Source organism: Breznakia pachnodae (assembly GCF_030814225.1).
Classification (GTDB): Bacteria; Bacillota_I; Bacilli_A; order Erysipelotrichales; family Erysipelotrichaceae; genus Breznakia; species Breznakia pachnodae.
The window spans coordinates 288,971-312,114 of record NZ_JAUSUR010000001.1; the positions used below are offsets into that span (position 1 = coordinate 288,971).

Sequence of the window (23,144 nt, forward strand, 5' to 3'; positions counted from 1 at the left end):
AGTAGTTCCTCCTAAAGTTCAATTTTATCTTGGTAATTCAAATTCAAATCTTTGAATTCTTCTTTTAGCAGTTCTTCTTTTTCTCTTACCTGTAACATTTCTGGTTTATGTGCATCATAACCAAACATCACTTTACAGCCTTTTTGAGCTACAATACGAAATACATCATAATGTGGATAGATATACTGCTGTATACCATTATACAACTTTTTGCCATAAGTTGCTCCTTTTAAATTAATTTCAAGATAGGCATCATTACGTAATACTGCATCACATATTTTTTCAATTGCCTTTTCATTGCGTTTCGAAAACTCGTCTTTACCTAACATAAAGTAATCAAGATGAGCGACATATTTGGTTAATCCACAATCCAAAGCAGCACAAATCTGATTTGCATAAATATCAACATCATCGTCATTGCAACCATGATCATAATACATATCAAAGTTTTTCGCATGTTGACCAACAATCATATAATCGACTTTCGATAACATTTCTTTCAGATAGTCTTCTTTGTCATCAAAATATTCAAATTCAAAACCTATTTTAATATCAATCTGATCCTTATATTTTTCTCTTAATGCCTGCATGTCCTCAATATACTTATCCATTTCAGCAAACGGGATGCGTTCTTTTTCATCATCCCATCCATCAAACCCGATATGTTCGCTCATACCTAATACTTCAAATTCTGCATCAATTGCACTTTGAATGTATTCATCATCTTTACCAGTTGCATGGCCACAGCGATAGGTATGTGTATGGTAGTTGAAATTTTGCATATTAATATTTATCTACAGGCTTGCGTTCCGCCTTTAGATTACCTTTCTTATGACTTCTTTTTTCTAATTCATGATTTACATCTTCCAATGTAATATTCTTTTCTGCCATTAAAACAAATAAATGATAAATCAAATCACTAATTTCATTTACCAGTTCTTCTTTATTATCATTTTTCATCGCAGCAATGATAACTTCAGTAGCTTCTTCTCCTACTTTTTTCAGGATTTTTTCTAATCCTTTTTCATATAAATAGGCAGTATAAGAACCTACTTCTGCATGTTCCTTACGGTCTAATAAAGTTTCATACAATACTTGTAATTCATTCTTCATGTTCCATTCCTCCTACAGTAATTTATTGAAAAAACAAGATTTTTCTCCCGTGTGGCAAGCCACCCCATCCTGTTTAACAACCATTAATATTGTATCATAATCACAGTCTAAATACATTTTCAAAACATGTTGATAATGTCCACTTGTTTCACCTTTGACCCATAGTGAATTACGACTGCGAGAATAATAAGTAGCAATCTTTGTGTCTAATGTCATTTGTAAACTTTCTTTGTTCATATATGCCATCATTAACACTTCATTGGTTTCATCTTCTTGTACAATTACAGGAATCAAACCATTATTTTTTTCAAAATCAATTTTATCTATCATACTATCACCTATAACCGTACTGGTATTTCTTTCTCTTTCAGATACTCTTTTACCTGACCGACACTTAACTCACCATAATGAAATAATGAAGCAGCAAGAGCAGCATCTGCAGCATCTTTTTCAAACACTTCAGCAAAGTCCTGCAGACTTCCACATCCACCAGATGCAATTACAGGAACATCTGCTATCGCATTTACTGCTTGTAACATTTCAATATCAAATCCGGCTTTTGTTCCATCAGCATCCATACTAGTAAGCAAGATTTCTCCTGCACCTAATTCAAGACACTGCTTTGCCCAATCAAGTAAATCCAGACCTGTATCGATTCGTCCACCATTGATATAGACATTCCATCCACTTTTGTCTTCTCGCTGTTTGGCATCAATTGCCACAACAATACACTGCGATCCAAACATTTGTGCACCATCTGCAATTAATTGTGGTTCTCTTATTACAGCAGAATTCAATGATATTTTATCAGCTCCTGAACGAAGCATCACTTGCATATCCTGAACACTACGAATTCCACCACCAACTGTAAATGGAATAAAAATAGTTTTTGCAACTTCTTTTACAACATCTACCATTGTCTCACGGTTTTCATGAGTAGCTCCAATATCTAAAAAAACAATTTCATCAGCTCCTTGCTCATAATATTGTTTTGCTAGTTCTACAGGATTTCCCACTTCTTTTAAACCAACAAAGTTAATTCCTTTTACTACCTTACCTTCACTTACATCAAGACAAGGAATAATTCTTTTTGTGTACATATTAAACCTCCTTTGTTAGTTGTATTGCCTCTTTTAAATCTAATGTTTTATGATACATTGCTTTACCAGTGATTGCGCCATATAGTTTCAAATCATTTAGAGCCCTGATATCATCAATGCTTTTGATTCCACCAGACGCAACAATTTGAATACTCACTTCATCTTTTAAACGATTCAACATCTCAAGATTTGGACCTTCTAGAGTTCCATCTTTAGAAATATCTGTTACTATAATTGTTTTAACTCCAAGTTTTTCTAAGTATTTTGAAAAATCAATGTAATGCAAATCGCTCGATTGAAGCCATCCTCTTCCATAGACATAATCATCTTTGAAGTCAACACCTACAGCGATACGTTCTCCATATTGAGCTAACGCTGTTACTAGTAGGTTTTCATCTTCCATTGCACTTGTTCCTAAGATTACTCGTTCAACACCATTTTCTAAATAATAAGTAATGTCTTCTAACGTTCGGATTCCACCGCCTACTTCTACTGGAATCGAAAGGGTTTTCGCTACTTCAATAATCTTCTCATGGTTCACTAGTTTACCAGTTTTGGCACCATCCAAATCTACCAGATGTAAGAAGGGTGCTCCCTCTTTTTCAAAAACAACTGCAAGATCTAAGATTGTACCTTCCACAGATTCCATTTGGTTATAGTCACCTTTATAAAGACGTACAGGTAACCCATCAATAATATCAATCGCTGGTAGTATAATCATCACATATCTCCTTAAAATTTTTCAACATTGCCAATCCATCTTCCCCACTTTTTTCTGGGTGATATTGCATTGCATACACATTTTCTTTTTGAAAGTATCCAGGTACTTTCATTGAACCATAATCACTATAAGCTACTAAATCTTCCACATCATAGTCACTTACATAATATGAGTGAACATAATAGACGAAAGGAAGATAGTCTTTATTCCATAGATTGGTTTCTCTTTGTATCTCTAAACGATTCCAACCAATTTGTGGAATCTTTACAGAAGGATCAACCATTTTAACTACATTTCCTTTTAAGATCCCTAACCCTTTACTTCCATTTCCTTCTTCACCGTTTTCAAATAACACTTGCATCCCTAGACAGATTCCTAAGAATGGTTTCTTCATCGCAACTGCTTCTTTGATTGGTGTTATTAGATTTCTTTCGCTTAAGTTTTTCATACTGTCTTCAAAAGCACCAACACCAGGAAGAATCACTCCATCAGCTGCTTTAATATCCTCAGGATTACTACTAATCTTACAAGTTGCCCCAATAGTTGTTAGGGCATTGTATACACTATGTAAATTGCCCATTCCATAATCAATAATTACAATCATTGAATAACTCCTTTAGATGAAGGTATCGCTGTTCCTGTTACTTTGACTGCTTCTTTTAATGCGCGTCCCAATCCTTTGAAGATTGCCTCAATTTTGTGGTGATCATTATCTCCATACAATACATTCACATGTAATGTAATACCAGATTGAATTGCAAATGCATACAAGAATTCTTTTGTCATTTCACAAGAGAAATCTTTAATCATATCTCTTTTCAGTTCTGCATTATATACCAAATATGGACGACCACTAATATCTAAATCGACAGTACATAACACTTCATCCATTACCATACGCATACTTCCATAACGTTGTATTCCTCTTTTATCACCCAGAGATTCTTTCACAAGCATTCCTAAAAGAATTCCACAATCTTCAACTAAATGGTGATCACATACATGTAAATCACCTTTCGCATGAAGTGTGATATCCATGTTTGAATGAAATGCCAATAACGTCAGCATGTGGTCAAAAAAACCTACTCCAGTATTAATATCAGCTACTCCAGACCCATCAATATTGATCATTGCCTGAATCTGTGTCTCTTTTGTATCTCTTGATGTTTGTGCTACTCTTGTCATAGGACCTCCTAAAGTGAACATAATAGTTCAATTACTCTTTTATTGTCTTCTTCATTACCAACCGAAATACGAAAACTATTTCCATCAAAATTACGAATCACAATATTATTTTCTACCATTACTTGCAGAAGTTTTTTCTTATCTTCACACACTCCATAAAAATAATTGGCTGCTGAAGGATATAAGGTTACCCTCTGTGGTTTATTCATAAGATATTCCATATACATAGTATCTCGCAAAGATTTGATTCTTTCAATCCCTGCATACATTAAATCTTTATATTGTAATGTAATTAATGCAGTTAACTGCGTTAATACATTTACATTGTATGGCACTTTATATGGTGCTATTTCTTTTATTAGTTCTTTGTTTCCAAGCAGAAATCCACATCTTACCCCTGCTAATCCATAGGCTTTTGATAATGTTCTAGTAATCAACAGGTTAGGATAAAGATCCAAATATGGCAGCATATTTACATTACAGAATTCTGCGTATGCTTCATCTACTACTACTTTTATATCCTGGAATGATTCTAATATTTTAATAATTGAACCATTTTTAATCTGACGTCCTGTTGGATTGTTTGGATTAGAAAAGATAATCATATCAATATCATTCTTTTTCCCAAAACGAATAAATTCATCCACATCAAACATATCATCTGCAGTAATTGGAAATCTTACGATTTCTGCACCCTGCATTGAAGCATAGTAATCATACATTGAGAAATCTTGCTCCATTGTGTATAACTTCTTACCTTCACCTAACGTTAGATTAATAAGTAATCCTAACATCTCATCACTACCATTACCTACAATGATCTGATCTGGTGAAAGTGAAATATACTCACCATATGCTTTTTTTAATTCACTCATATCATCATCTGGATAACGATTAAAATCAATTTCTGCGATTGCTTCTGAAATTTCCTTAACAATTTTTCGATTTAAATTTTCTGGATTTTCATTGGCATTTAATAAAGTTCCCTGATTATTTTGTGCTGTATATGTTTTTATATCTTTCATTTTATATCCTCACCCTAACTGCATTTGCATGCGCATCCAAACCTTCTTGTTTGGCAAAACGAATAATTTTTGCCCCCTCCTTTTGTAATGCTTCTTTACTCCAATGTAAATATGAAGATTTTTTCATAAAACTATCCACTCCTAGTGGTGAATAGAATCTTGCAGTTCCATTCGTTGGTAATACGTGATTGGTACCACCAAAATAATCCCCTATACTCTCACAAGTATAATAGCCAAGGAATACACTTCCTGCATTTCGTACTAGTGGTAAATAATCTTTTGGATTCTTAACCATTAATTCTAAATGTTCTGGTGCAATTTCATTTGATATTTCAATTGCTTCTTCAATCGTAGACGCTACTATTACATATCCATAGTTTGCAAACGACTGTTCCATAATCGAAGTTCTTGAAAGCTCTTGTATCTGTTTCTCAAGCTCTTTTTCCACTTCTTCAACTAATTGCTCTGATGTTGTCACAAGGATGCTAGAAGCCATTGTATCGTGCTCTGCCTGTGACATTAAGTCAGCAGCCACAAAACTAGGGTTTGCATCTTTATCTGCAATTACCAAAATTTCACTTGGTCCTGCAATCATATCAATGTCTACTTGTCCATATACTAACTTTTTTGCTTCTGCTACATAGACATTCCCCGGACCTACTACTTTATCTACCTTTGGTATTGTTTGTGTTCCATAGGCAAGTGCACCAATTGCCTGCGCACCTCCGACTTTATAGATTTTATCAACACCAGCAACTTTGGCACTTGCCAGAATAAATGGATTTACACTTCCATCTTTTTGTGGAGGAGTTACCATAATAATTTCATCAACATTTGCGATCTTCGCTGGAATTACATCCATTAGTACTGTACTGGGATAAGCAGCACTTCCACCAGGTACATAAATTCCCACACGTTGTAATGGAAGTACTCGTTGTCCTAAATACACATCATCCGCTTCAACAATCTCATATCCTTCTTTTAATTGTTTCTTGTGATATAATTCAATATTCCTTTTTGCATCTTCTAAGATAGAAATAAACTCATCATCTACAAGACTCATTGCTTTATCCATTTCTTCCTGTGTTACAAGAATATCTTCTATTACAACTCCATCAAATTTAGATGTATAAAATGATAATGCATCATCTTTCTCTTCTTTTACTTTTTGAAGAATTTCTAATACGGTCATTGTAATTTTAGGATCTACACTCACATTACGATCTTCTAATACTTTAGCAAATGCTTCCTTATCCCCATAATTTATCTTTTTCAACATACTGTTACTCTCCTATTACCTGCCCAATATCATCTAATAATTCTAATATTTCTTTTTTCTTTAAACGAAAACTTGCTTTGTTTACAATTACTCTTGCACTAATATCACAAATTCGATCAAATACAATTAATCCATTTTCTTTTAATGTAGAACCAGTTTCAACAATATCTACAATTGCATCACATAAGCCAAGAATTGGAGCAAGTTCTACCGAACCTTCAATCTTTATAATTTCAACATCCATTCCTTTTTCCTTAAAGTACTGTTTAGCAACTGTTGGATATTTTGTCCCTATCTTTACATGAGTATTCTTTTTAAATGGATCCTTTTCTGGTAAACTTGCAACGATAAATCCACATTTACCAATTTGTAGATCCATTAATTCATAATAACGATTTGTTGACTCTAAAAGTGTATCTTTTCCAACAAATCCAACATCTGCCACTCCATGTTCCACATAAGTAACACAATCAGCAGCTTTTACCAGAAAGTAATCAATATCTTTCTTTGTATCATGAAATACTAACTGTCTCCCTTTATCTTTTAAAGGTTCAATTCCATATCCACAAGCTTCAAATATTTTTACACTTTCTTTTTCTAATCTTCCTTTTGTAAGTGCAATCGATATCATAGACTACCTCCCAGCACATTGATTCCATCAATTGTGTTATTTTCCTTTAATATAACTGTATAAGAATCATCAAATTCATTTCTTTTTTTGATTGCTTTTAATATATTTCCTTTTCCATATTCAACAATTATTTCTTTACTTGTATCTTTAAAATCATATGCATTCATTAACTGATCAAGTTTAATTGAAAAACCAACCGCTGGTAAATCAACACCATACTTCTTAAGTAAATTATCATAACGTCCTCCACTTAAAATCCGCAGTCCCACACCTTCAACAAATGCATCAAATATAATTCCAGTATAATAATTCAGATTACCAATTTTTCCTAAATCAAAAGCAACGATATCCTTATACCCTAAACTAGAAAGGTTTTCATATAAAGATTCCAGATATTCAATGATTTGCATCAACTCACTGTTAAAAGCATATTTCTTTGCTTCCTCCAGCATTGCAACATCACCATTCCACCAGATCATCTTTAAAAAGAATTCTTCCATTTGTGGAGATACTTGAATTGCATCCAAATAATCCTTCAATTCAATCAGACTTTTTTGATCTATTAAATATGCAAGTTTCTCTGCCTGTTCACCAGTTATATTTGCTCCTCTGCAAGCAGCTGCAAAGAATTGAGCATTCCCTATTTCCAATGTGAGTTTCGTTTGCTTCATTGCTGTTAATGCATCTAATGCAGTTGCCAGAATTTCTAAATCTCCTGCTTCTTTTTCAACACCAATCAATTCCACTCCACAATCAGTAATCTCATTTTTATTACCAGATAATGTCTCGTGAACTTTAAATACATTTGCACAATAACGAAAACGTAAAGTTTCTTTAGTATCTTTAAATTTCGTTGCTGCCAACCGTGCAATTGGAATTGTCATATCAGCTCTAAGTGTTAATATTCTTCCATTATCATCAATGAATTTATATAACTCCTCTTCTTTGATATCGTCAAAACCAACTTCATAAGTTTTGTAGAACTCAACACTTGGAGTCATTACTTCCTTATATCCCCAAGTATCCAATCTTTTTTCTAACTCTAATTGTAATGTCTTTTTCTTCTTTGCTTCGTCTAATACGAAGTCACGCATTCCTGATGGAACTGAAAACTCTCTCATTGTTGTTTCCTCCTTATAATAAACAAAAAAACTTTCATCCAAAGGACGAAAGTTTAACTCACGTGGTGCCACCTTTTTTTATCAGTATCTCACAATACTAACCTCTTCAAGTACTAACATACTCTAGCACGATAACGGATGCAAGGACACCGATGAAGACTACTGAATTCGCCTTCACAACTCCAAGATGTGTTCAAGAAACTTTACATCTTCTTTCTCACCAACCAAGAAGTCTCTGCAATGACCATTTCTTTACTAATTCTTTTCATAGTTTTTTGTATTGATGTTATTATAAGTTTTATTTCATAACTTGTCAAGAAATATTTCAAACATTTTCATCATTTCTTACATTTTGTTTCATTGGTTGTCAACTACTATAATTTTAGATATTTAAATAATAAGAAGAGGCTACCTTATTAATAAGATGATACCTCTTCGATAAGTGATTGAATATTATTTAGATATAGCCTGCCCATCTAGGTGTACGTCCCCACCACATTGTATGAAAGTATACTCTAAGTCCATTGTAGCGTGTACCCTTTTGAAAGATGCTTGCACTGTAGCCCAATACAGAAGCAATTGCTCCGGCATAAGGTGCAACTGTTGGGAAGAAATAAGCAACTGCCGAAGCAACACTTGATCCAGCACTTAATACTCCAGACATTGTTGCACAATCAGCACGTGTAAATGTCCATGTCCACTGTGCATGACCTACATGAGTCCAATATCCCTCACCTACTAATTCATCTAAACAATCTAATTCAACATAATTCTTTGGTAATACTAATTCCATAAACTTCTCCTTTCCTTATATATTTAGCATCTGATAATAAATACATATTCATTACATTAAAATGATGTGTAGTTATATATCAAATACGCTAAACACTGACCAAATAACTGAATTCCAGCAAATATAAATGCAACTTCTATTCCAAAATCACAATGTATGCAAATCGTCATTAAACTAAGCAGAATTAACTTTACCCATCGATATTGCATAATCATGATTGTTCATCAGTTGAATCGTTCTTCTTCATCCTTTTTAACTCCTTATTTTTCTTTTATTGATGATCTTATCAACAGCGATAGTTATTGGAAATTTAATAATCCCAATAGCCAATCCATATAGGTTTCCCTGTCATATACAACATAAACATTCACAGGCAAGGAACGTACAATTTCCATAGGAAACTTCCCTTTTTCTAAGTTTGTTTTATTTAGTTGTACTTTACATTTGTATACAGGTATCTTACCTGTATCACTTTCCTGCATTAAAGTACCTTTATCAATTGAAGCTACTTTACCATCCAGCATTCCATAAATCTGAGTATCCATTCCAGAAACAGCTATCTTAACCAGACTTCCTTCCTCTACTTTCATTCGTTCATATGCTGGTATATATGCAAGAACATAATATTGGTCTTTGTTATCCATACTTATTTCACCAATGACCTCATTCATTTGAACACTGATTCCTGTAGATAGTGATGTAACATAGTGAAGATATCCAGAACTAACTGCTTTTAAAAGATACGTAGAAGTTTCACCATCAGCAATTTGCAAACTAATTTCAATCTCTAACTTCTCATCTTCTAGTTGGGTTCTTGTAGAACCTAGTTCAGAAAGGAACTGTGTCTTTGTTTTTTCAACTTGTGATGCACTATCCAGTTGCTGCTGCAACTCTTGAATCTCTTGATCTAGTGATTCTATTTCTTGATCAAGCAGTTCATTCTCTGTAGCATCTTCTTTTTGATTCTTCTTATTCTTAACTTCGCTTAACTTTTGCTGTTTCTTTTGAATACTGTTAACAAGATTTGAATTTGATGTATCTTCTTCACTTTTCAGTAATAAATAATAATTCATCTTTTCATAATATTCCTGTTGTTCTTTTGAATTATCTAAATAATTCATATTTTGCTTTAATGATTGATCAAATAAATCAATAGCATCAAGTTTCCTATTTGTTAGATCTAATTTTTGATGCAATGTATCAATTTCAGTTTTATTGCTCTCTCTGGTTACTTCAAGAATCATCTCTCCTTTCTCTACATAGTCACCTTCTTCTTTATATAGTTTATTAATAGTCCCGTTTACACTTGAACTGACATAAGTAGTATCATCCCCCATTACATAACCGGAAGCCTCTACTGTATACGTCTTTTGAGCAATACTTAGAAATACTAGAAGTATTATCAGTAAAACATTGACCATTATTAAAATATAAGATATTACCTTTGGTGATTTTTGTTCATAAAAGATACGAGAATCTTTTAATTCATTTGTATCATAGAGTTTCATACTATGCCTCAGTTATTGGAACATATAAATCAGCGACTAATCGATTATCCTTTTGTGAATGCATATGCGTATAAATTGTCCCATCATTTACTAATTCATGTTCAAACAAATAAAGTTGAAGTTTCACATGAGCTAACTCAAAAAACTGTGGTTCACCATCGTAATGAAGAAACAGACAACTATCTATTCTATATTCAGAAAGTTTCGTATATTCATCATATTCTCCATCAATTTCAATTAGAAAATCATAACTGGCTCTTATTTCACCATTTTCTAATACTTCCGAGCCATTCAATCTAGTAATCAGACCACTCGTAGTTTTAATTTTTAGTAATTCTAAACGATTTAAAAATGAAATAATATATTTATTCACTTCTTCAATCTTTATGTTACTAACACTCTCACAAATCACATTTTCCAAATGGAGTGATTTATATTTAATTGTTCCTAAATTTTTCATATTATTTTCCTTTCCTTATATTTTGCATTTTGACCATTTCAAAGTACTTGCCTTTCTTTTTCAATAATCCCTGATGGGTTCCATGTTCAATGAATCCACCTTTATCTAAAACATAAATCTCATCACATTGCTCAATCATTGTCAGTCTGTGTGCAATAATGATTCTAGTTTTTTCTTTTAGATGATGAAAAATCAATTGATGAATATAGGATTCACTTACTGAATCCAGATTAGAGGTTACCTCATCAAAAATATAGTAAGATGGGTTTTGAAGAATTACTCTTGCAATTGTCAGTCGCTGTTTTTCACCAAATGAGAAATTGCTTCCGTCTTCTTCAACCACACTAAAATATTTTTTATCCAGCTTTTCAATAAAATCATGTATACCAATCTGTTTACAGACTTGTACAATCTTTTCCAAGGTAAGACTGGTGTTGCCTAATCGTAAGTTATCAATAATAGTTCCCGAAAACAATTGTGCATGTTGAGGAACATAAGCAATATGTTTTCTGATTTTGTGACAGTTGATAGTTTGGAAATTATGTTCTCCTATAGTAATAGAACCTTGTTGAGGTGATAAAAACTTTAGTATTAATTTCGCAAGACTACTTTTACCAACTCCACTTTCGCCAACAATACCAATCACTTTTTTCTCAGGAATTATAAGATTTAAATTTTCAAAAATTGGTTTCTTATAACCATAAGCAAACATAATATCCTTAAAGACAATATCACCACTCAACTGGGCATCTCTTCCTTCACTATTCTCCTTCTTTAACATCATTAACTCATTTAACCTCTGCATTGCAATATTTGCTTCTTGAAATGATAACTGCAGAGATACTAAACTTTGCACTGGTTCAATAAAATACTGACTAAGGGTTTGAAATACCATCAGATCACCAATACTCATAGCTCCATCCATAATATAACTTGCACCTATTGCCATAAATAATAAGTTTCCAATTGTATTTAAAATTGTTGAAATGGTACTTTGAATATTCTTAATTTTACCTTCTCTATAACCTATCTTTTGAGATCTAACTAAATTCTTTTCAAGATTTTCAATTTGATGTTGTTCATTTACTGTTGTCTTTACTGTTTCAATGTTATTTAACGATTCTATTAGCCCTGAATTCAGTTGTGAAGTAGCTTCCATCTGTTGGATATTAATTTCTTTATAAGGTTTCTTAAATATATAAATCAACCCAATATTCATACAAACGATAATAAGAAGAATCAAAAATAAAGAACTGTTTAGAAACCATAAGATCAAACAAGTTACAACTTCCAATGTAACGTCCATAATCAGTGATACAGATAGGTTTGTAAAGATTTCTTTAATGGTCATCGCATCTTGAAAACGGGTTATAATATCCCCTGTTTTTCGTTGTACAAAGAATATATAAGGAAGATGTAAAATATGATGATAATATCCCAGTAATAATGGAATATCAATTTTTCTTGAAAGATACAATAACACTTGCTGACGACAGGCTGATAACCCACTTTGAATAATCGTTACAATACTGAAAAATAAAACAAGTAATACTAATGTCGTCCGTAAAGAAAACGGAATAATTTCATCCATTAATATTTTTGAAAACAATGATGATGCAATTCCCAAAAAGGTAAGTAGAAAAGACAAAGAAATAATCTGAAGTAATAATCGTTTATGAGGAAAAACTAATGTTGTAAGCATTTCCCTTATTCCAATCTTTTCAAACACTACGGATTCAAACTCTGACTTTGGGACTGTTATAATTACCGCACCAGTGAATCGTTTTTCAAATTCTGTTATATTCTCTTTCTGAATTCCTTTGGCAGGATCTGCATATAAAACCCTATCATTCTTTATTCTATGAATAACGACAAAATGATATCGACCATTCTCATTGAGTAATTGCACAATACAAGGTAATGTTACATCTTCAATCAGTTCTTTCAGCTCACAGCGCACTGCCTTACATTGAAAATGAAATTTCTCTAGTGCCTTCATAATTCCTAACATTGTTGTACCATCACTTAACGTTTTACTTTCTTCTTCGATAACTGATAGAGGTACTTCTTTTTTATAGTGAAGCAAAACAGTTGCAACTGCTGCATTTGCACAGTCACTGTAACTATTTTGCATCACACAACTCCATCTTTTCCACATACATATTCACCCTTTCCAATCTTCTCTTCTTATTTATTAACTTCAAACATAATAAATCCTAATCTTTTTTTCGATTAATTATCAATGACAGAATAAATGTAATGACAGTACCTGCAAATAATAAAACCACTGCATCACCACTTACAAAACCTAAAAAAATTAATATACCTAACATAATTGAAAAAATACTTACAATCTGAAACAAATACTCTAAATATTTCATAATATCATCTCTCTTCCTACTTATATATATTCAATTTAAATGAAAACCCCTAAAAAAAAGATGTACCTTTTTATCAGGTACACCTTAAGATGTAATCTCAATTACTTTTTCTTTTGGATTGTTGAACACTTTCATATAGATAAAAGGTGCTCCACTTTTACGGTTAATAATATTCTCAACCATAATAATCGGCTCATTGATTTTCAGCTCCAGCATATGTGCATATTGCATTGGCACTAATGTTGGAACAAATCGTTGGGTTAGACTTCCTTGTATAATGAAGTCATTGAAATCTCTTGTCTTTGGCAGATTTCTAAATTCATCGTCATCAAGATCCAATCGTTTGATATATATTTCCTCAATTGATTGCGGCCTTTCATCTGCTAAACATAATCGTATCATCCTAACTACAGAATCTTCTCCACTGATGTTTAAATAACTTTGAACTTCGTCAGAAGAAGATGCCTTAACATCAAAATAGATAGATTTATAAGTGATTTCTCTCTCTATGCTTTTCTCATCTAAAGTTGTGTTCTTTTTACGAAGAACTTCATCTGCAACAAAGGTCCCCTTATTCGAATTTCGATACAGATATCCCTCATCAACAAGAGCATCAATCGCCTTGCGAACTGTCATCCTGCTGGCACTGTAGATTACAGCTAAATCACGTTCACTTGGAACAGGTGAATTGGCAGGTAGCTCGCTGATCATTTCAATTATTTTCTCTTTTATTTGCAGGTAAATTGGAATGCTCACAAAATTCTCCTCTCATTATTTTTCTTTTTGATATAACAATTATAAGTTAGGACCAAAAAAATAACAAGACTCTAATTATTCCATAAACGCAAATGCACGCCAAGGTTCAATATAGTCTAACAGCATTCGCTCATTTTCTGGTATTGTCCCAATTACGTTTTTACGTCCATCATTTGGCATATCCTTCAATACAATATGTAATTCTCCTTTGTAACGTGAATATTCATCATTTACGATAATTACATCTCCACGTTTTAAATCACGAGTATTCGCTGCAGGAACACTCTCTTTAGCATACGTTACACGAGGCATCGTAGAACGTGCCATATACTCACTCATATCCCCACGAACGAAATGTTTATGTTCGAAGATAATTTTTCGTTCAGTTGGGTGTAATTCTTTTTCATAATCAATTTTAAATGTAAGTAAATTTGGATTAATTTTCGCACATGCTTCTAGTTCTTCTTTAGAAGCAAATGCATTTCCAATAATTACATCATCTATCATCTGCGTCGCACATAAGTGACGCATTTGCACATCTATTGGTAAATCACGGTGGATTTCTAACGTACATAGTCCTTCATTTACTGGCCAAGGTCCAAATGTATTATCATTTTGTGATGATACAAAGGCTGCAATTTGAAGCCCATGTTCCTTGATCATATTGTTACATAGGTCAAAGTGTTTTTCACTCAATCCTGTATAACGTTGTGGATAGAAATTATGACATGTAATCATTGACTCCTTGTTAGGATAATGAGATACGATATTATCAATATATCCATTTCCAAAACTAGCATTAATTTCAATTTTTAATCCTTCTTTATTATATGTCATCATACTTTCTTTTAATCCATCAAATCCTTCATCAAGACGAATACCATCTGCATGCATTTCTTTAAAGAATGAAAGATCATCATAACTTACACCAAGTTTTTCAAATACAAATGGTGCAACATCTAAAATAACTTCCATTCCAAATTCATGAGCATAATCTATCATCTCTCTGAATTCAATTAATATTTCTTCTTTACTTCTTCCTTCAACACTTAATAAACAAGTAAAGATTCTTTTAAAACCACTATTTGCAGCTTGTTCAATATACTTTTTATTATCCTCTAACGCTGCATGTTCTGGATAAACTGATATACCTAGTCTTGCCATATTTCCTCCTTTTAAGAAAAAAGAGAATGTGTTAACATTCTCCAATTTGTCCTTGCATCATTGCTTCTAATTGATTTAACACTAGATTTGCTTTCTTTTTATTTGAGCGCTTATAGAGTTTAGACATAAGTCCATAATTCAAATTCTGACTTTTCTTCTCTGACATAAACTCTTCATTATAGGTTAGGTTAAAATGCGAATCATCTACATCTTCAAGTTTGTATGATAGAGTATTAAATCCTTGTGCACTTTCAAAAGTCGCCTCATAAATAGTTGGAACTTCAAGTTGTGTAATTGTTACTCTAATTAGTCCTTCTTTTCCGACTTTAGTTTTAAGTTGTTTTTTGTAAGAATATCCCTTACCTATATCTTCCAGCTTCACTTGTTTTCCTTGAGCCTCTGAAATATCTTCTAATAATGAATCCATTAAAATTGAAAATAGCTTTTCTTTTGACCCCTCAATTACTCTTGTGACTTCCATATTATGAGTCTCCTTTCTTCTTTCTAAATAATAATACTGCACCAACGATTGCCATGGTAATACCACTTACAATTCCTGGTAAACTATCTGCCATCGTTGATGATAATAATACGATCACACAACCAATACTGATTAAAAACAATGACCATTCTTTCATAGTTAGCGCTCCAATCTTATTATTCTGCTTTTACTTGAAAGTAAAGAACCGCTCCCACTTCAGTTGCTTTAATAGCTGCTTTCGCAGTTGTTGCTGCATCTTCCATGTCTTCTGCATTTACAGAAAATTTAAGATTGATTCCACTTTTTCCTTCAAATTTATATTGGTATTTCTCAATACCTTCTACTGTTTCAATAACGAAATCTTGTTTAATTGGACAAGATATAATAATCATAATACCACCTCTATTTTATCCTATTTTCTTGTATACATCAATGAACTCACCAGCAAGAATCTTGAATGCTTCAGCACTCATTAACTGATCTTCTGCATGTAGTAATAATAATGTAATAGGTCCTAATTCTCCATTTGCTTCACTTTGAATTAGTTGAGCATGTGCATGGTGTCCTTCGGTAAAGAATTTTTCACCTTCCACGATTGCTTCCTGAGCTTTTTCATAATCCCCCGCTTTTGCATGTTGAATTGCTTCGATAAAACTACTTCTCGCCCCTCCAACGTTTGAGATGATTTGAAAAGCTATTAATTCTAATCCTTCCATTAATACCTCCAAAATATGTTAGGAGGGAAGTTTCCCTCCTAATTTAAATTATATTTTATTCTTCTATTGTATCGTTTAAATCAACTTTGTTTCCGATAAGAACGAATACTCCCCAAATAACGACAGCAATACTTCCACCTGTAGCTAGGAATGCGTAAATCACTGGTGGCATTACCCAAGGTACTGGTGTAAATACTGGAGGAACAATTCCTAATGCTGTTGCAGCATATGCGATGATTGTTAAAATAATTGGTACGATCATCCAAGGAATGAAATATACTGGGTTTAATACAATTGGCATACCAAACATAACAGGTTCGTTAATGTTGAATGCTCCCATTGGTGCACTTAATTTTGCAATAGCTCTAGATTCTTCTTTCTTAGAGAAAATGAAGATAGCAATGATGAATGCAATTGTACATCCTGCACCACCCATCCATACATATGCATCAAATGATCCACGTGTCCAGATGTAAGGTAATTCACTAACTGCAGTTCCTGCAATATAAGCTGCATTGTTTGCGTTTGTAGCTGTTAAGTATACACCATCTAATACTGGTGCAAGTACGTTGGTACCATGGATACCAAAGAACCAGAATAACTGAACAGCAATAATAACGATAATAACTGCTCCAAAACCTTGTGATAATGATAAGAAAGGTTGTTGGATGTATTCAAGAATCAAGTCTCCAATTGCTTTTCCTGTTCCTAGGTTTACTAGGTAAGCAATAATAGCACATAAGTAGATTGCCAACAGACCTGGAATAATAGCAGTAAATGCTTTAGAGACTGCTGGTGGAACTGAATCCGGTAATTTAATTGTAATGTTTTTATTAATTAATTTTGAGTAAACAATTGAAGACAATAAACCGATAATTAATGCTGTAAATAATCCACTTGAATTTAAGTAAGCATAATTAATATGTCCCCAAGCACCAATTTCTTCACCAGCTTCACTAACTACTGTGATTGCTTGTGGTGTTACTGCAATAAACGCTGCTACTGCGATTACACCACCAGCTAATGCTGGAGCTTTGTATGCTTTTGCAATATAATATCCTAATGCGAAAACGAATACTAATGAAATTATTGCTAGTGTTCCCCACCAGACATTTCCATTTACACCGATAATACCTTGAACGATGTCTGAGCTAACAAAACTATCCCATCCCCATTCAGTAGGTAAATCTCTAAAGAATACGTTTAATAATGTTGCAACTGCTCCAGCCATTGTAACTGGCATAATTGCGATAAATGCATCACGAATTGCAACTAAATGTTTTTGTGATCCAATCTTTGCTGCTACTGGAACAAAATGTTGTTCCATCCATGCTGTAAAACTTTTCATATTATTCTCCTTTTTTTATCTTCTTTTTACTTCACTAATGCTAATGCATCTTCTAATACTTTTTTACCATTCATCATTCCATAACTTGCCATATCGATAACCATAACTGGTTTCTCATTATTCACACGTTCTTTCATCTTTGCTTCAAGATAACGAACTTGTGGTCCTAGACAAATTACGTCAGCCTTTGGTAATTCTGTTTCTGATTGTGCATCACCAACTGCCCAAATCGTAGTTTCAATCCCTTTTTCGTCAGCAGCTTCTTGCATCTTTTTAACAAGAGCACTAGTCGACATTCCTGCTGAACAAACCAATAGAATATTTGTCACGAATGCTTCCTCCTTTCGTGGTATATACCACTTTCCTACTCCTAATATAACATAATTCTCACACAATGCAAGCGTTTTCATCTAATTTTCACAAAAAAAAGATTACCTGGTTGGTAACCTCTCTTTTTTTATTCACCTACTAATTCACTCATAACGTAGTCTTCAACGATACTATAAGGTGCTGAACCTACATTTAGAATCGCTTCATGATATTCCTTATCTGTTACATCAGAATTCTCCTCTTGAACCTTTTCTCTTAAGTCTTTAAATCTGAATCCAGCTCCATAATATTTTGAGAATACTCCTGGAGAATGCAACAACTGTTCGTATTGACTAGTCGCCACATCGTTCGTATAACCCATACTCACTAGAGCAGAAACTGCATCATCTTTACTGATTCCATCATAATGGATTTCAACATCCAATAATAAAATCTCGATGTATGTATATTGCATCAGGTATGTGTATAGAGTTGCTGCATCTGCATCGTTTGCATATTTCGCAGAATAGTTTTCTACATAGTTTGCATACCCTTCTGTATATCCATCAAAATCCATCAGTTGACGAATGATTGGTTGTTCTTGCTCTTTGTAGTATTGTGTCTGGTACATATGCCCAGGGAATCCTTCATGAGCAATTGTAAGATATGAATCTTCACTGTACTCACTATTTAAAACCATTAACTCAGCAGAATCTAAAGAATCTACTGGACTGATAAAGTAAGCAGCTGAAGCCTCAAAAATTGACTGCATGGATTCTGGAACAATTTCCATATCATATTCTAATTCACGAATTTTTGGAAAGTCATCTGCCATTTCATCTTTTAATTCATTTAATACTTCTGTAGGGTTTGTTGCATCTGTATAATCGATTACATCATTTCCTGATGCATCCATTACACGATCAAGTATTGTTGAGTCTTTCATCATCATTGACTGTGCATCACTTAAGACATCCGTTTGTTTCTCTTCAAGATATTCACGATACTCTTCCACTGTTTCAAATCCAGTGTTTGCACTAATCAATTCTTCATAGTATTCTTTTCCATCATCATAAACAACTGCATATCCTTCATCTTTTGTTGTTTTCACATCAAGTGCTTCTACTTTTTCTTTTAAAGATGTATATGCCTGTTTCAGATCTTCTTCTACATATTTCTTGTTGGTAGCTTTATATTCTTCTTTTTCTGTATCACTTAATCCATCTAATCCATCAATTTTTTCATTGAATGAATCAATCAGGAACGTTTGGTCTCCATCAATATAATCTGTACATTGTTCAATTAATGCAGTAATCTGACTTGGAGTCATCCCATAACCTGCGTCCTGACGATCTTGTTCATGATCTGCAAGTGCTTCATAATAATCCTTTGTTGTTTTTAATAAATTCAAATAAGAATCTACATCACTTTGTGTACGAAACTTATAGAAATAAAAATTTAAAGGCATGTTGCTTGGAGCCCCATACATTGTATCCAAATAATTTGTATTCAGATAATATGCAGCATCATCACTCATATCAGTAGAAGTATCAAAGTACGCCAACATAACATCATATGTTAATTGTTGATCTTTACTTAATGAACTGCGAGAAAAATCTTTGATTTCATCATAGATTTTATCCATTTCCTCAACACTTTCATCATATTCTTCTCTTGATGGTAGTGTATATTCATATAACTCATCTTTGTAACCAGCTGCTTCTTTATCTACGAATGTATAGTTCAACCCATAATCTGTAGCGCTGTATAATTCTGATGGTAAGTTTTCAACATACTCATCAAACTCTTTGTTTGGTTCACTAGCTGTTCCATCGTCACTGCCACTACAAGCAACTAATCCAACTGCCAATGACAGAACGCATAATAACTTAATAAACTTTTTCATGTTTCCTCCTATAGTCGTTTTTGAAAGTTTCCACTTACACTTAGTCCTTCACTAAAAATAATAAATGCATGTTCGTCAAACATCTTAACTTTCTTTTTCAACAATGGAATTTCATACTTTGATATTGCTGTAATCATGATATATGTTCCCTCATGGGTATAACCACCTGCGCCTTCCCAAAAGGTAACCCCTCGATGCATGTGATCAACAATATAATCCATCACTTCAATATGTCGTGTAAAAATCATTGCTGTCATATTTATATTTTGATAATGAACTTTGTCCACAACAAAATTAAATACTACTAAATAAATCATAAAATATATTGCCGTTTCAACGTTGAACAATAACGCATAAGTAACAAACAGAAAACTGTTTACAATAATTGATAATCGTCCAACACTAAAATTCGAAAATTTTCTTGTAAAAAAAACACCTAGTATGTCTAATCCACCACCAGATCCTCTGGCTCTTAAAATACAACCAATACCAAACCCAGAGATAATCCCTCCAACCAGACAAGATGCTAATATATCGTCCAAAATTGGCGTCTGTAATACTGGTATAATTGCCAGAAAAAGCGTCTGTGTAAGCACACTTAGGATTGTTAAAAAGAAAAAGCGCTTAGAGATATTTCGATAAGCCAATATCATCAGTGGAACATTCAAAATAAAGTTAATAATCCCACTTACTTCAAAAGGAAAATGAATTCCTGCATCACTGAGCAGTGTTCTTAACACTTGTGAGAACCCCATTACTCCACCACTGTACATATGAATTGGTGTAATAAATAAACTGATTCCCAAAGTAAATACAAAGGTTCCAAATACAACAATAATGGCATTCCTTGAATATCGTTTCATCGTTTTTTTCATACTATTCACTCATCGAACGTGATTTTTTGGCACACGCATCCATTGCTTTCGCAACAATCTCATACAAACCTTCTTGCTCCAACACATTTACTGCTTCAATTGTAGTTCCATTTGGGCTACAAACATTCTTTTTAAGCTGATCTGGTGTCTCATCTGATTCCATCACCATTGTTGCGGCTCCAACAACCGTCTGCGCAGCCAACTTCTTAGCAACTTCATAAGTAAGTCCCTGATTCATTGCTTCCTTAATAATCGCATCAATGAACATAAACACATAAGCTGGACTGGATCCACTTGTTGCAATAATTGTATGAAACATATCTTCGCTTATTTCTTCAACTACGCCAACAGCAGAAAACAACTTCATTACAAAGTGTTTTTCATCTTCACTTACTTCAGGACTCGCACAAATACCACTTGCCCCTTTATTTACAAATACTGGTGTGTTTGGCATTACTCGAATCACTTTTAATTGTTCCTGCTGGAATAATCCTTTGATTTTCTCAATTGTCATTCCAGCTGCTATACTAACAATCACTTTTCCCACATCTGTTTTAGGCAATGTTTCAATTACCTCTTTAAACTGGTAGGGCTTGATTGCCAGTATAATATAATCACATAACTCATAGAGTTCATTGTTGTTATCACATACATGGATATGATAAGTGTCTTTTAAACGACTTCTTGTTGTTTCTGTTGGTGTGTATACATAAATATCATCTGCATTTATAATTCCTGCACTTAATATTCCTAAAAGAATTGCTTCTCCCATATTTCCACAACCGATAAATCCTAATTTTTTCATTACTATCACCTAGTAACATTCTATCTTTTTTTCAAGGTAAAGTCTACCAAAGTAAAGAAAAAGATAAGAGTTTTCTCTTATCTAAAAGTATGCAATTATATCCTTTCGATTCGACAATCACCTTCAATGTTCATCACATCGCAAGTAGAATCAACAACCAATAAGCCATCACAGATAACCGTATTTACTTTACAGTGATTTGTTAAAGTAATCTCATTTGCACTAATTGTATCACATTTTAAAACTGATGCTTTTAATGTTGTACATTCGATATTCACTAGTTTATTGGCTGGTGCTGTTCTTATAATTAGTTGAGTCAGATTAAATCCCTGAGCAATCTCAATATCATCGCCCATCATCTGATTTCCTTTTACTTTACCATTAATTCTAATACGATCAGCATTAATTTCACCATCATTATCCAACGAACCATTTACTGTAATCTGATTTGCATAAATTACTCCTCGATCACTTTTCAGCATGCCATTTACAGTCATATGATCACCTTTAATATCACCATCACTCTTCAAAGAACCTGATACAACCAGTCTTCCTGTTTCTAGATTTTTTTCAAATTTTGCCATTCCAGTGATTGTAACATCCTCTGCATTCACATCACCCATAAATTTTGCACTACCAGTTACATTAATACGCCCATAGTCTCCACCCATGCTTTTTTCTGCACCAGTAACTCTAATATCTCTTTTTGTCATTTTATTATCCTCCTAAATTAAGTTTTTAAACTTCATTTTAAATTCATCATTTACATCTCTTAACTGAATTCTCGTAATGATATTACAACGATTATCCATGTAAAATTCTTTTATGCCATTTCCAACAACCAACAGATAATGCTGATCATATTCGAAGATTACTATTTCGTAATCTACAGAAGTAATATTCTTTATAATAGCAGCATTATTCTTCAACAATTTCTCTATATCTTTATCTTTTAGATGTGGAGTTACTTTCGTATGAAGTCCATAAAGAATCACCAAATCAGTATATTGCAGACTTTCTTTTTGTAATAGCGCTTTATACATACTTACAAAGCTTTCACTTACAATTCCCTGCTGATATAAAACACTTTCTTCAACTACATTATTACTCATTAACTCTGGTGATAACATTACTGCCATCTCCTCAAGCGAATAATAGTCTTTTAACTCTTGGATTGTATTGATTCGCTCTAAAATCTTTTCTTTAGGAAACACCGTTTCCTGTCCTGTATAACTTGATTGTTTCACAAACCATTCTTCTGGTATTAATCCAAATCGCTTCCATCGATACAACTGCCCATACGAGATACCTGTGATTTTTAAAAGTTCTTTCTTTGTAATCGACATATTACCTCCTTTCGTAACAATGTTACGTTTGCATAAACAATATAACATAACATTGTTACGTTTGTAAAGATAAATGAAATATTTTATACTTTCATTACAACATATTGCTTTGATTAATAGA

Annotated in this window: 29 protein-coding genes and 1 other annotated feature; all 29 genes read right to left on the reverse strand. The window is 33.1% G+C overall.

Annotation, left to right across the window (positions count from 1 at the left end):
- Window positions 1–11: 11 nt before the first annotated feature.
- A complete protein-coding gene (locus J2S15_RS01460) occupies window positions 12–782 on the reverse strand; it encodes a histidinol-phosphatase (RefSeq protein WP_307404770.1) in 771 nt (256 codons plus the stop codon).
- Between the two features lies 1 nt (window position 783).
- Window positions 784–1,113, reverse strand: a complete 330-nt coding sequence (gene hisE, locus J2S15_RS01465) for a phosphoribosyl-ATP diphosphatase (RefSeq protein WP_307404772.1) — start codon at window positions 1,111–1,113, stop codon at window positions 784–786.
- 12 nt (window positions 1,114–1,125) lie between these two features.
- Window positions 1,126–1,443: a phosphoribosyl-AMP cyclohydrolase gene (hisI, locus tag J2S15_RS01470; protein WP_307404774.1), complete on the reverse strand. Its 318-nt coding sequence runs from the start codon at window positions 1,441–1,443 to the stop codon at window positions 1,126–1,128.
- Between the two features lie 8 nt (window positions 1,444–1,451).
- Window positions 1,452–2,213, reverse strand: coding sequence for an imidazole glycerol phosphate synthase subunit HisF (gene hisF, locus J2S15_RS01475; protein WP_307404776.1), 762 nt, complete (start codon window positions 2,211–2,213; stop codon window positions 1,452–1,454).
- A gap of 1 nt (window position 2,214) precedes the next feature.
- Entirely contained in the window at window positions 2,215–2,934 is a 720-nt protein-coding gene (gene hisA / locus J2S15_RS01480) for a 1-(5-phosphoribosyl)-5-[(5-phosphoribosylamino)methylideneamino]imidazole-4-carboxamide isomerase (protein WP_307404778.1), read from the reverse strand.
- Window positions 2,912–3,538 (reverse strand): imidazole glycerol phosphate synthase subunit HisH, encoded by a 627-nt coding sequence (hisH, locus tag J2S15_RS01485; RefSeq protein WP_307404779.1) that lies wholly within the window; start codon window positions 3,536–3,538, stop codon window positions 2,912–2,914. Before hisH ends, hisA begins: the two co-directional genes overlap by 23 nt.
- Window positions 3,535–4,119 carry an imidazoleglycerol-phosphate dehydratase HisB gene (gene hisB / locus J2S15_RS01490; protein WP_307404781.1) on the reverse strand — a complete coding sequence of 195 codons (585 nt, stop codon included), beginning with the start codon at window positions 4,117–4,119 and terminating at the stop codon, window positions 3,535–3,537. The genes hisH and hisB overlap by 4 nt, the downstream gene beginning before the upstream one ends.
- A gap of 8 nt (window positions 4,120–4,127) precedes the next feature.
- A complete protein-coding gene (hisC, locus tag J2S15_RS01495; RefSeq protein ID WP_307404783.1) occupies window positions 4,128–5,144 on the reverse strand; it encodes a histidinol-phosphate transaminase in 1,017 nt (338 codons plus the stop codon).
- 1 nt (window position 5,145) lies between these two features.
- On the reverse strand, window positions 5,146–6,423 hold the full coding sequence (hisD, locus tag J2S15_RS01500) for a histidinol dehydrogenase (protein ID WP_307404786.1): 1,278 nt from the start codon (window positions 6,421–6,423) through the stop codon (window positions 5,146–5,148).
- Between the two features lie 4 nt (window positions 6,424–6,427).
- Window positions 6,428–7,054: an ATP phosphoribosyltransferase gene (hisG, locus tag J2S15_RS01505; RefSeq protein WP_307404787.1), complete on the reverse strand. Its 627-nt coding sequence runs from the start codon at window positions 7,052–7,054 to the stop codon at window positions 6,428–6,430.
- Window positions 7,051–8,175 (reverse strand): ATP phosphoribosyltransferase regulatory subunit, encoded by a 1,125-nt coding sequence (gene hisZ, locus J2S15_RS01510; RefSeq protein ID WP_307404789.1) that lies wholly within the window; start codon window positions 8,173–8,175, stop codon window positions 7,051–7,053. Before hisZ ends, hisG begins: the two co-directional genes overlap by 4 nt.
- Window positions 8,176–8,213: 38 nt before the next feature.
- Window positions 8,214–8,453: a binding site (T-box leader), on the reverse strand.
- 179 nt (window positions 8,454–8,632) lie between these two features.
- Window positions 8,633–8,968, reverse strand: coding sequence for a hypothetical protein (locus J2S15_RS01515; RefSeq protein ID WP_307404791.1), 336 nt, complete (start codon window positions 8,966–8,968; stop codon window positions 8,633–8,635).
- Window positions 8,969–9,267: 299 nt separating this feature from the next.
- Window positions 9,268–10,476: a beta-barrel domain-containing protein gene (locus J2S15_RS01520; protein ID WP_307404792.1), complete on the reverse strand. Its 1,209-nt coding sequence runs from the start codon at window positions 10,474–10,476 to the stop codon at window positions 9,268–9,270.
- A gap of 1 nt (window position 10,477) precedes the next feature.
- On the reverse strand, window positions 10,478–10,936 hold the full coding sequence (locus J2S15_RS01525; RefSeq protein WP_307404795.1) for a hypothetical protein: 459 nt from the start codon (window positions 10,934–10,936) through the stop codon (window positions 10,478–10,480).
- 1 nt (window position 10,937) lies between these two features.
- Window positions 10,938–13,094, reverse strand: a complete 2,157-nt coding sequence (locus J2S15_RS01530) for a peptidase domain-containing ABC transporter (protein ID WP_307404796.1) — start codon at window positions 13,092–13,094, stop codon at window positions 10,938–10,940.
- Window positions 13,095–13,152: 58 nt separating this feature from the next.
- Complete coding sequence (locus J2S15_RS01535) at window positions 13,153–13,317, reverse strand: hypothetical protein (protein WP_307404798.1); 165 nt, start codon at window positions 13,315–13,317, stop codon at window positions 13,153–13,155.
- Window positions 13,318–13,401: 84 nt separating this feature from the next.
- On the reverse strand, window positions 13,402–14,073 hold the full coding sequence (locus J2S15_RS01540) for a GntR family transcriptional regulator (RefSeq protein WP_307404800.1): 672 nt from the start codon (window positions 14,071–14,073) through the stop codon (window positions 13,402–13,404).
- A gap of 75 nt (window positions 14,074–14,148) precedes the next feature.
- A complete protein-coding gene (locus J2S15_RS01545; RefSeq protein ID WP_307404802.1) occupies window positions 14,149–15,237 on the reverse strand; it encodes a DUF871 domain-containing protein in 1,089 nt (362 codons plus the stop codon).
- 31 nt (window positions 15,238–15,268) lie between these two features.
- Entirely contained in the window at window positions 15,269–15,718 is a 450-nt protein-coding gene (locus J2S15_RS01550; RefSeq protein WP_307404804.1) for a DUF3284 domain-containing protein, read from the reverse strand.
- Between the two features lies 1 nt (window position 15,719).
- Window positions 15,720–15,875 (reverse strand): hypothetical protein, encoded by a 156-nt coding sequence (locus J2S15_RS01555; protein ID WP_307404806.1) that lies wholly within the window; start codon window positions 15,873–15,875, stop codon window positions 15,720–15,722.
- 19 nt (window positions 15,876–15,894) lie between these two features.
- Window positions 15,895–16,110 carry a hypothetical protein gene (locus J2S15_RS01560; RefSeq protein ID WP_307404808.1) on the reverse strand — a complete coding sequence of 72 codons (216 nt, stop codon included), beginning with the start codon at window positions 16,108–16,110 and terminating at the stop codon, window positions 15,895–15,897.
- Window positions 16,111–16,125: 15 nt separating this feature from the next.
- Window positions 16,126–16,434, reverse strand: a complete 309-nt coding sequence (locus J2S15_RS01565) for a PTS sugar transporter subunit IIA (protein ID WP_307404810.1) — start codon at window positions 16,432–16,434, stop codon at window positions 16,126–16,128.
- A 55-nt stretch (window positions 16,435–16,489) separates the two neighbouring features.
- The gene (locus J2S15_RS01570; RefSeq protein ID WP_307404812.1) at window positions 16,490–17,782 is read right to left on the reverse strand and encodes a PTS sugar transporter subunit IIC; all 1,293 of its coding nucleotides are present in this window, start codon (window positions 17,780–17,782) and stop codon (window positions 16,490–16,492) included.
- Window positions 17,783–17,808: 26 nt separating this feature from the next.
- Window positions 17,809–18,111 carry a PTS sugar transporter subunit IIB gene (locus J2S15_RS01575; protein WP_307404814.1) on the reverse strand — a complete coding sequence of 101 codons (303 nt, stop codon included), beginning with the start codon at window positions 18,109–18,111 and terminating at the stop codon, window positions 17,809–17,811.
- A gap of 128 nt (window positions 18,112–18,239) precedes the next feature.
- The gene (locus J2S15_RS01580; protein ID WP_307404816.1) at window positions 18,240–19,997 is read right to left on the reverse strand and encodes a DUF885 family protein; all 1,758 of its coding nucleotides are present in this window, start codon (window positions 19,995–19,997) and stop codon (window positions 18,240–18,242) included.
- A gap of 8 nt (window positions 19,998–20,005) precedes the next feature.
- Window positions 20,006–20,872 (reverse strand): YitT family protein, encoded by an 867-nt coding sequence (locus J2S15_RS01585; protein WP_307404818.1) that lies wholly within the window; start codon window positions 20,870–20,872, stop codon window positions 20,006–20,008.
- 1 nt (window position 20,873) lies between these two features.
- Window positions 20,874–21,677 (reverse strand): pyrroline-5-carboxylate reductase, encoded by an 804-nt coding sequence (gene proC, locus J2S15_RS01590; RefSeq protein WP_307404821.1) that lies wholly within the window; start codon window positions 21,675–21,677, stop codon window positions 20,874–20,876.
- 95 nt (window positions 21,678–21,772) lie between these two features.
- Window positions 21,773–22,390: a bactofilin family protein gene (locus J2S15_RS01595; protein ID WP_307404823.1), complete on the reverse strand. Its 618-nt coding sequence runs from the start codon at window positions 22,388–22,390 to the stop codon at window positions 21,773–21,775.
- 12 nt (window positions 22,391–22,402) lie between these two features.
- Window positions 22,403–23,023, reverse strand: coding sequence for a DUF4004 family protein (locus tag J2S15_RS01600; protein ID WP_307404825.1), 621 nt, complete (start codon window positions 23,021–23,023; stop codon window positions 22,403–22,405).
- Window positions 23,024–23,144 lie beyond the last annotated feature (121 nt).

What these genes read in the sequence shown, in the direction of transcription:
- J2S15_RS01595 (WP_307404823.1), bottom strand. Translation starts at nt 22,390, where the DNA reads ATGACAAAAAGAGATATTAGAGTTACTGGTGCAGAAAAAAGCATGGGT.
- J2S15_RS01525 (WP_307404795.1), bottom strand. Translation starts at nt 10,936, where the DNA reads ATGAAAAATTTAGGAACAATTAAATATAAATCACTCCATTTGGAAAAT.
- hisZ (WP_307404789.1), bottom strand. Translation starts at nt 8,175, where the DNA reads ATGAGAGAGTTTTCAGTTCCATCAGGAATGCGTGACTTCGTATTAGAC.
- hisB (WP_307404781.1), bottom strand. Translation starts at nt 4,119, where the DNA reads ATGACAAGAGTAGCACAAACATCAAGAGATACAAAAGAGACACAGATT.
- hisD (WP_307404786.1), bottom strand. Translation starts at nt 6,423, where the DNA reads ATGTTGAAAAAGATAAATTATGGGGATAAGGAAGCATTTGCTAAAGTA.
- J2S15_RS01520 (WP_307404792.1), bottom strand. Translation starts at nt 10,476, where the DNA reads ATGAAACTCTATGATACAAATGAATTAAAAGATTCTCGTATCTTTTAT.
- J2S15_RS01545 (WP_307404802.1), bottom strand. Translation starts at nt 15,237, where the DNA reads ATGGCAAGACTAGGTATATCAGTTTATCCAGAACATGCAGCGTTAGAG.
- hisA (WP_307404778.1), bottom strand. Translation starts at nt 2,934, where the DNA reads ATGATTATACTACCAGCGATTGATATTATTGATGGGTTACCTGTACGT.
- J2S15_RS01555 (WP_307404806.1), bottom strand. Translation starts at nt 15,875, where the DNA reads ATGAAAGAATGGTCATTGTTTTTAATCAGTATTGGTTGTGTGATCGTA.
- hisE (WP_307404772.1), bottom strand. Translation starts at nt 1,113, where the DNA reads ATGAAGAATGAATTACAAGTATTGTATGAAACTTTATTAGACCGTAAG.
- hisG (WP_307404787.1), bottom strand. Translation starts at nt 7,054, where the DNA reads ATGATATCGATTGCACTTACAAAAGGAAGATTAGAAAAAGAAAGTGTA.
- J2S15_RS01550 (WP_307404804.1), bottom strand. Translation starts at nt 15,718, where the DNA reads ATGGAAGTCACAAGAGTAATTGAGGGGTCAAAAGAAAAGCTATTTTCA.
- J2S15_RS01535 (WP_307404798.1), bottom strand. Translation starts at nt 13,317, where the DNA reads ATGAAATATTTAGAGTATTTGTTTCAGATTGTAAGTATTTTTTCAATT.
- J2S15_RS01530 (WP_307404796.1), bottom strand. Translation starts at nt 13,094, where the DNA reads ATGTGGAAAAGATGGAGTTGTGTGATGCAAAATAGTTACAGTGACTGT.
- hisI (WP_307404774.1), bottom strand. Translation starts at nt 1,443, where the DNA reads ATGATAGATAAAATTGATTTTGAAAAAAATAATGGTTTGATTCCTGTA.
- hisC (WP_307404783.1), bottom strand. Translation starts at nt 5,144, where the DNA reads ATGAAAGATATAAAAACATATACAGCACAAAATAATCAGGGAACTTTA.
- J2S15_RS01585 (WP_307404818.1), bottom strand. Translation starts at nt 20,872, where the DNA reads ATGAAAAAAACGATGAAACGATATTCAAGGAATGCCATTATTGTTGTA.
- J2S15_RS01570 (WP_307404812.1), bottom strand. Translation starts at nt 17,782, where the DNA reads ATGAAAAGTTTTACAGCATGGATGGAACAACATTTTGTTCCAGTAGCA.
- J2S15_RS01580 (WP_307404816.1), bottom strand. Translation starts at nt 19,997, where the DNA reads ATGAAAAAGTTTATTAAGTTATTATGCGTTCTGTCATTGGCAGTTGGA.
- hisH (WP_307404779.1), bottom strand. Translation starts at nt 3,538, where the DNA reads ATGATTGTAATTATTGATTATGGAATGGGCAATTTACATAGTGTATAC.
- J2S15_RS01565 (WP_307404810.1), bottom strand. Translation starts at nt 16,434, where the DNA reads ATGGAAGGATTAGAATTAATAGCTTTTCAAATCATCTCAAACGTTGGA.
- J2S15_RS01460 (WP_307404770.1), bottom strand. Translation starts at nt 782, where the DNA reads ATGCAAAATTTCAACTACCATACACATACCTATCGCTGTGGCCATGCA.
- proC (WP_307404821.1), bottom strand. Translation starts at nt 21,677, where the DNA reads ATGAAAAAATTAGGATTTATCGGTTGTGGAAATATGGGAGAAGCAATT.
- hisF (WP_307404776.1), bottom strand. Translation starts at nt 2,213, where the DNA reads ATGTACACAAAAAGAATTATTCCTTGTCTTGATGTAAGTGAAGGTAAG.
- J2S15_RS01560 (WP_307404808.1), bottom strand. Translation starts at nt 16,110, where the DNA reads ATGATTATTATATCTTGTCCAATTAAACAAGATTTCGTTATTGAAACA.
- J2S15_RS01515 (WP_307404791.1), bottom strand. Translation starts at nt 8,968, where the DNA reads ATGGAATTAGTATTACCAAAGAATTATGTTGAATTAGATTGTTTAGAT.
- J2S15_RS01600 (WP_307404825.1), bottom strand. Translation starts at nt 23,023, where the DNA reads ATGTCGATTACAAAGAAAGAACTTTTAAAAATCACAGGTATCTCGTAT.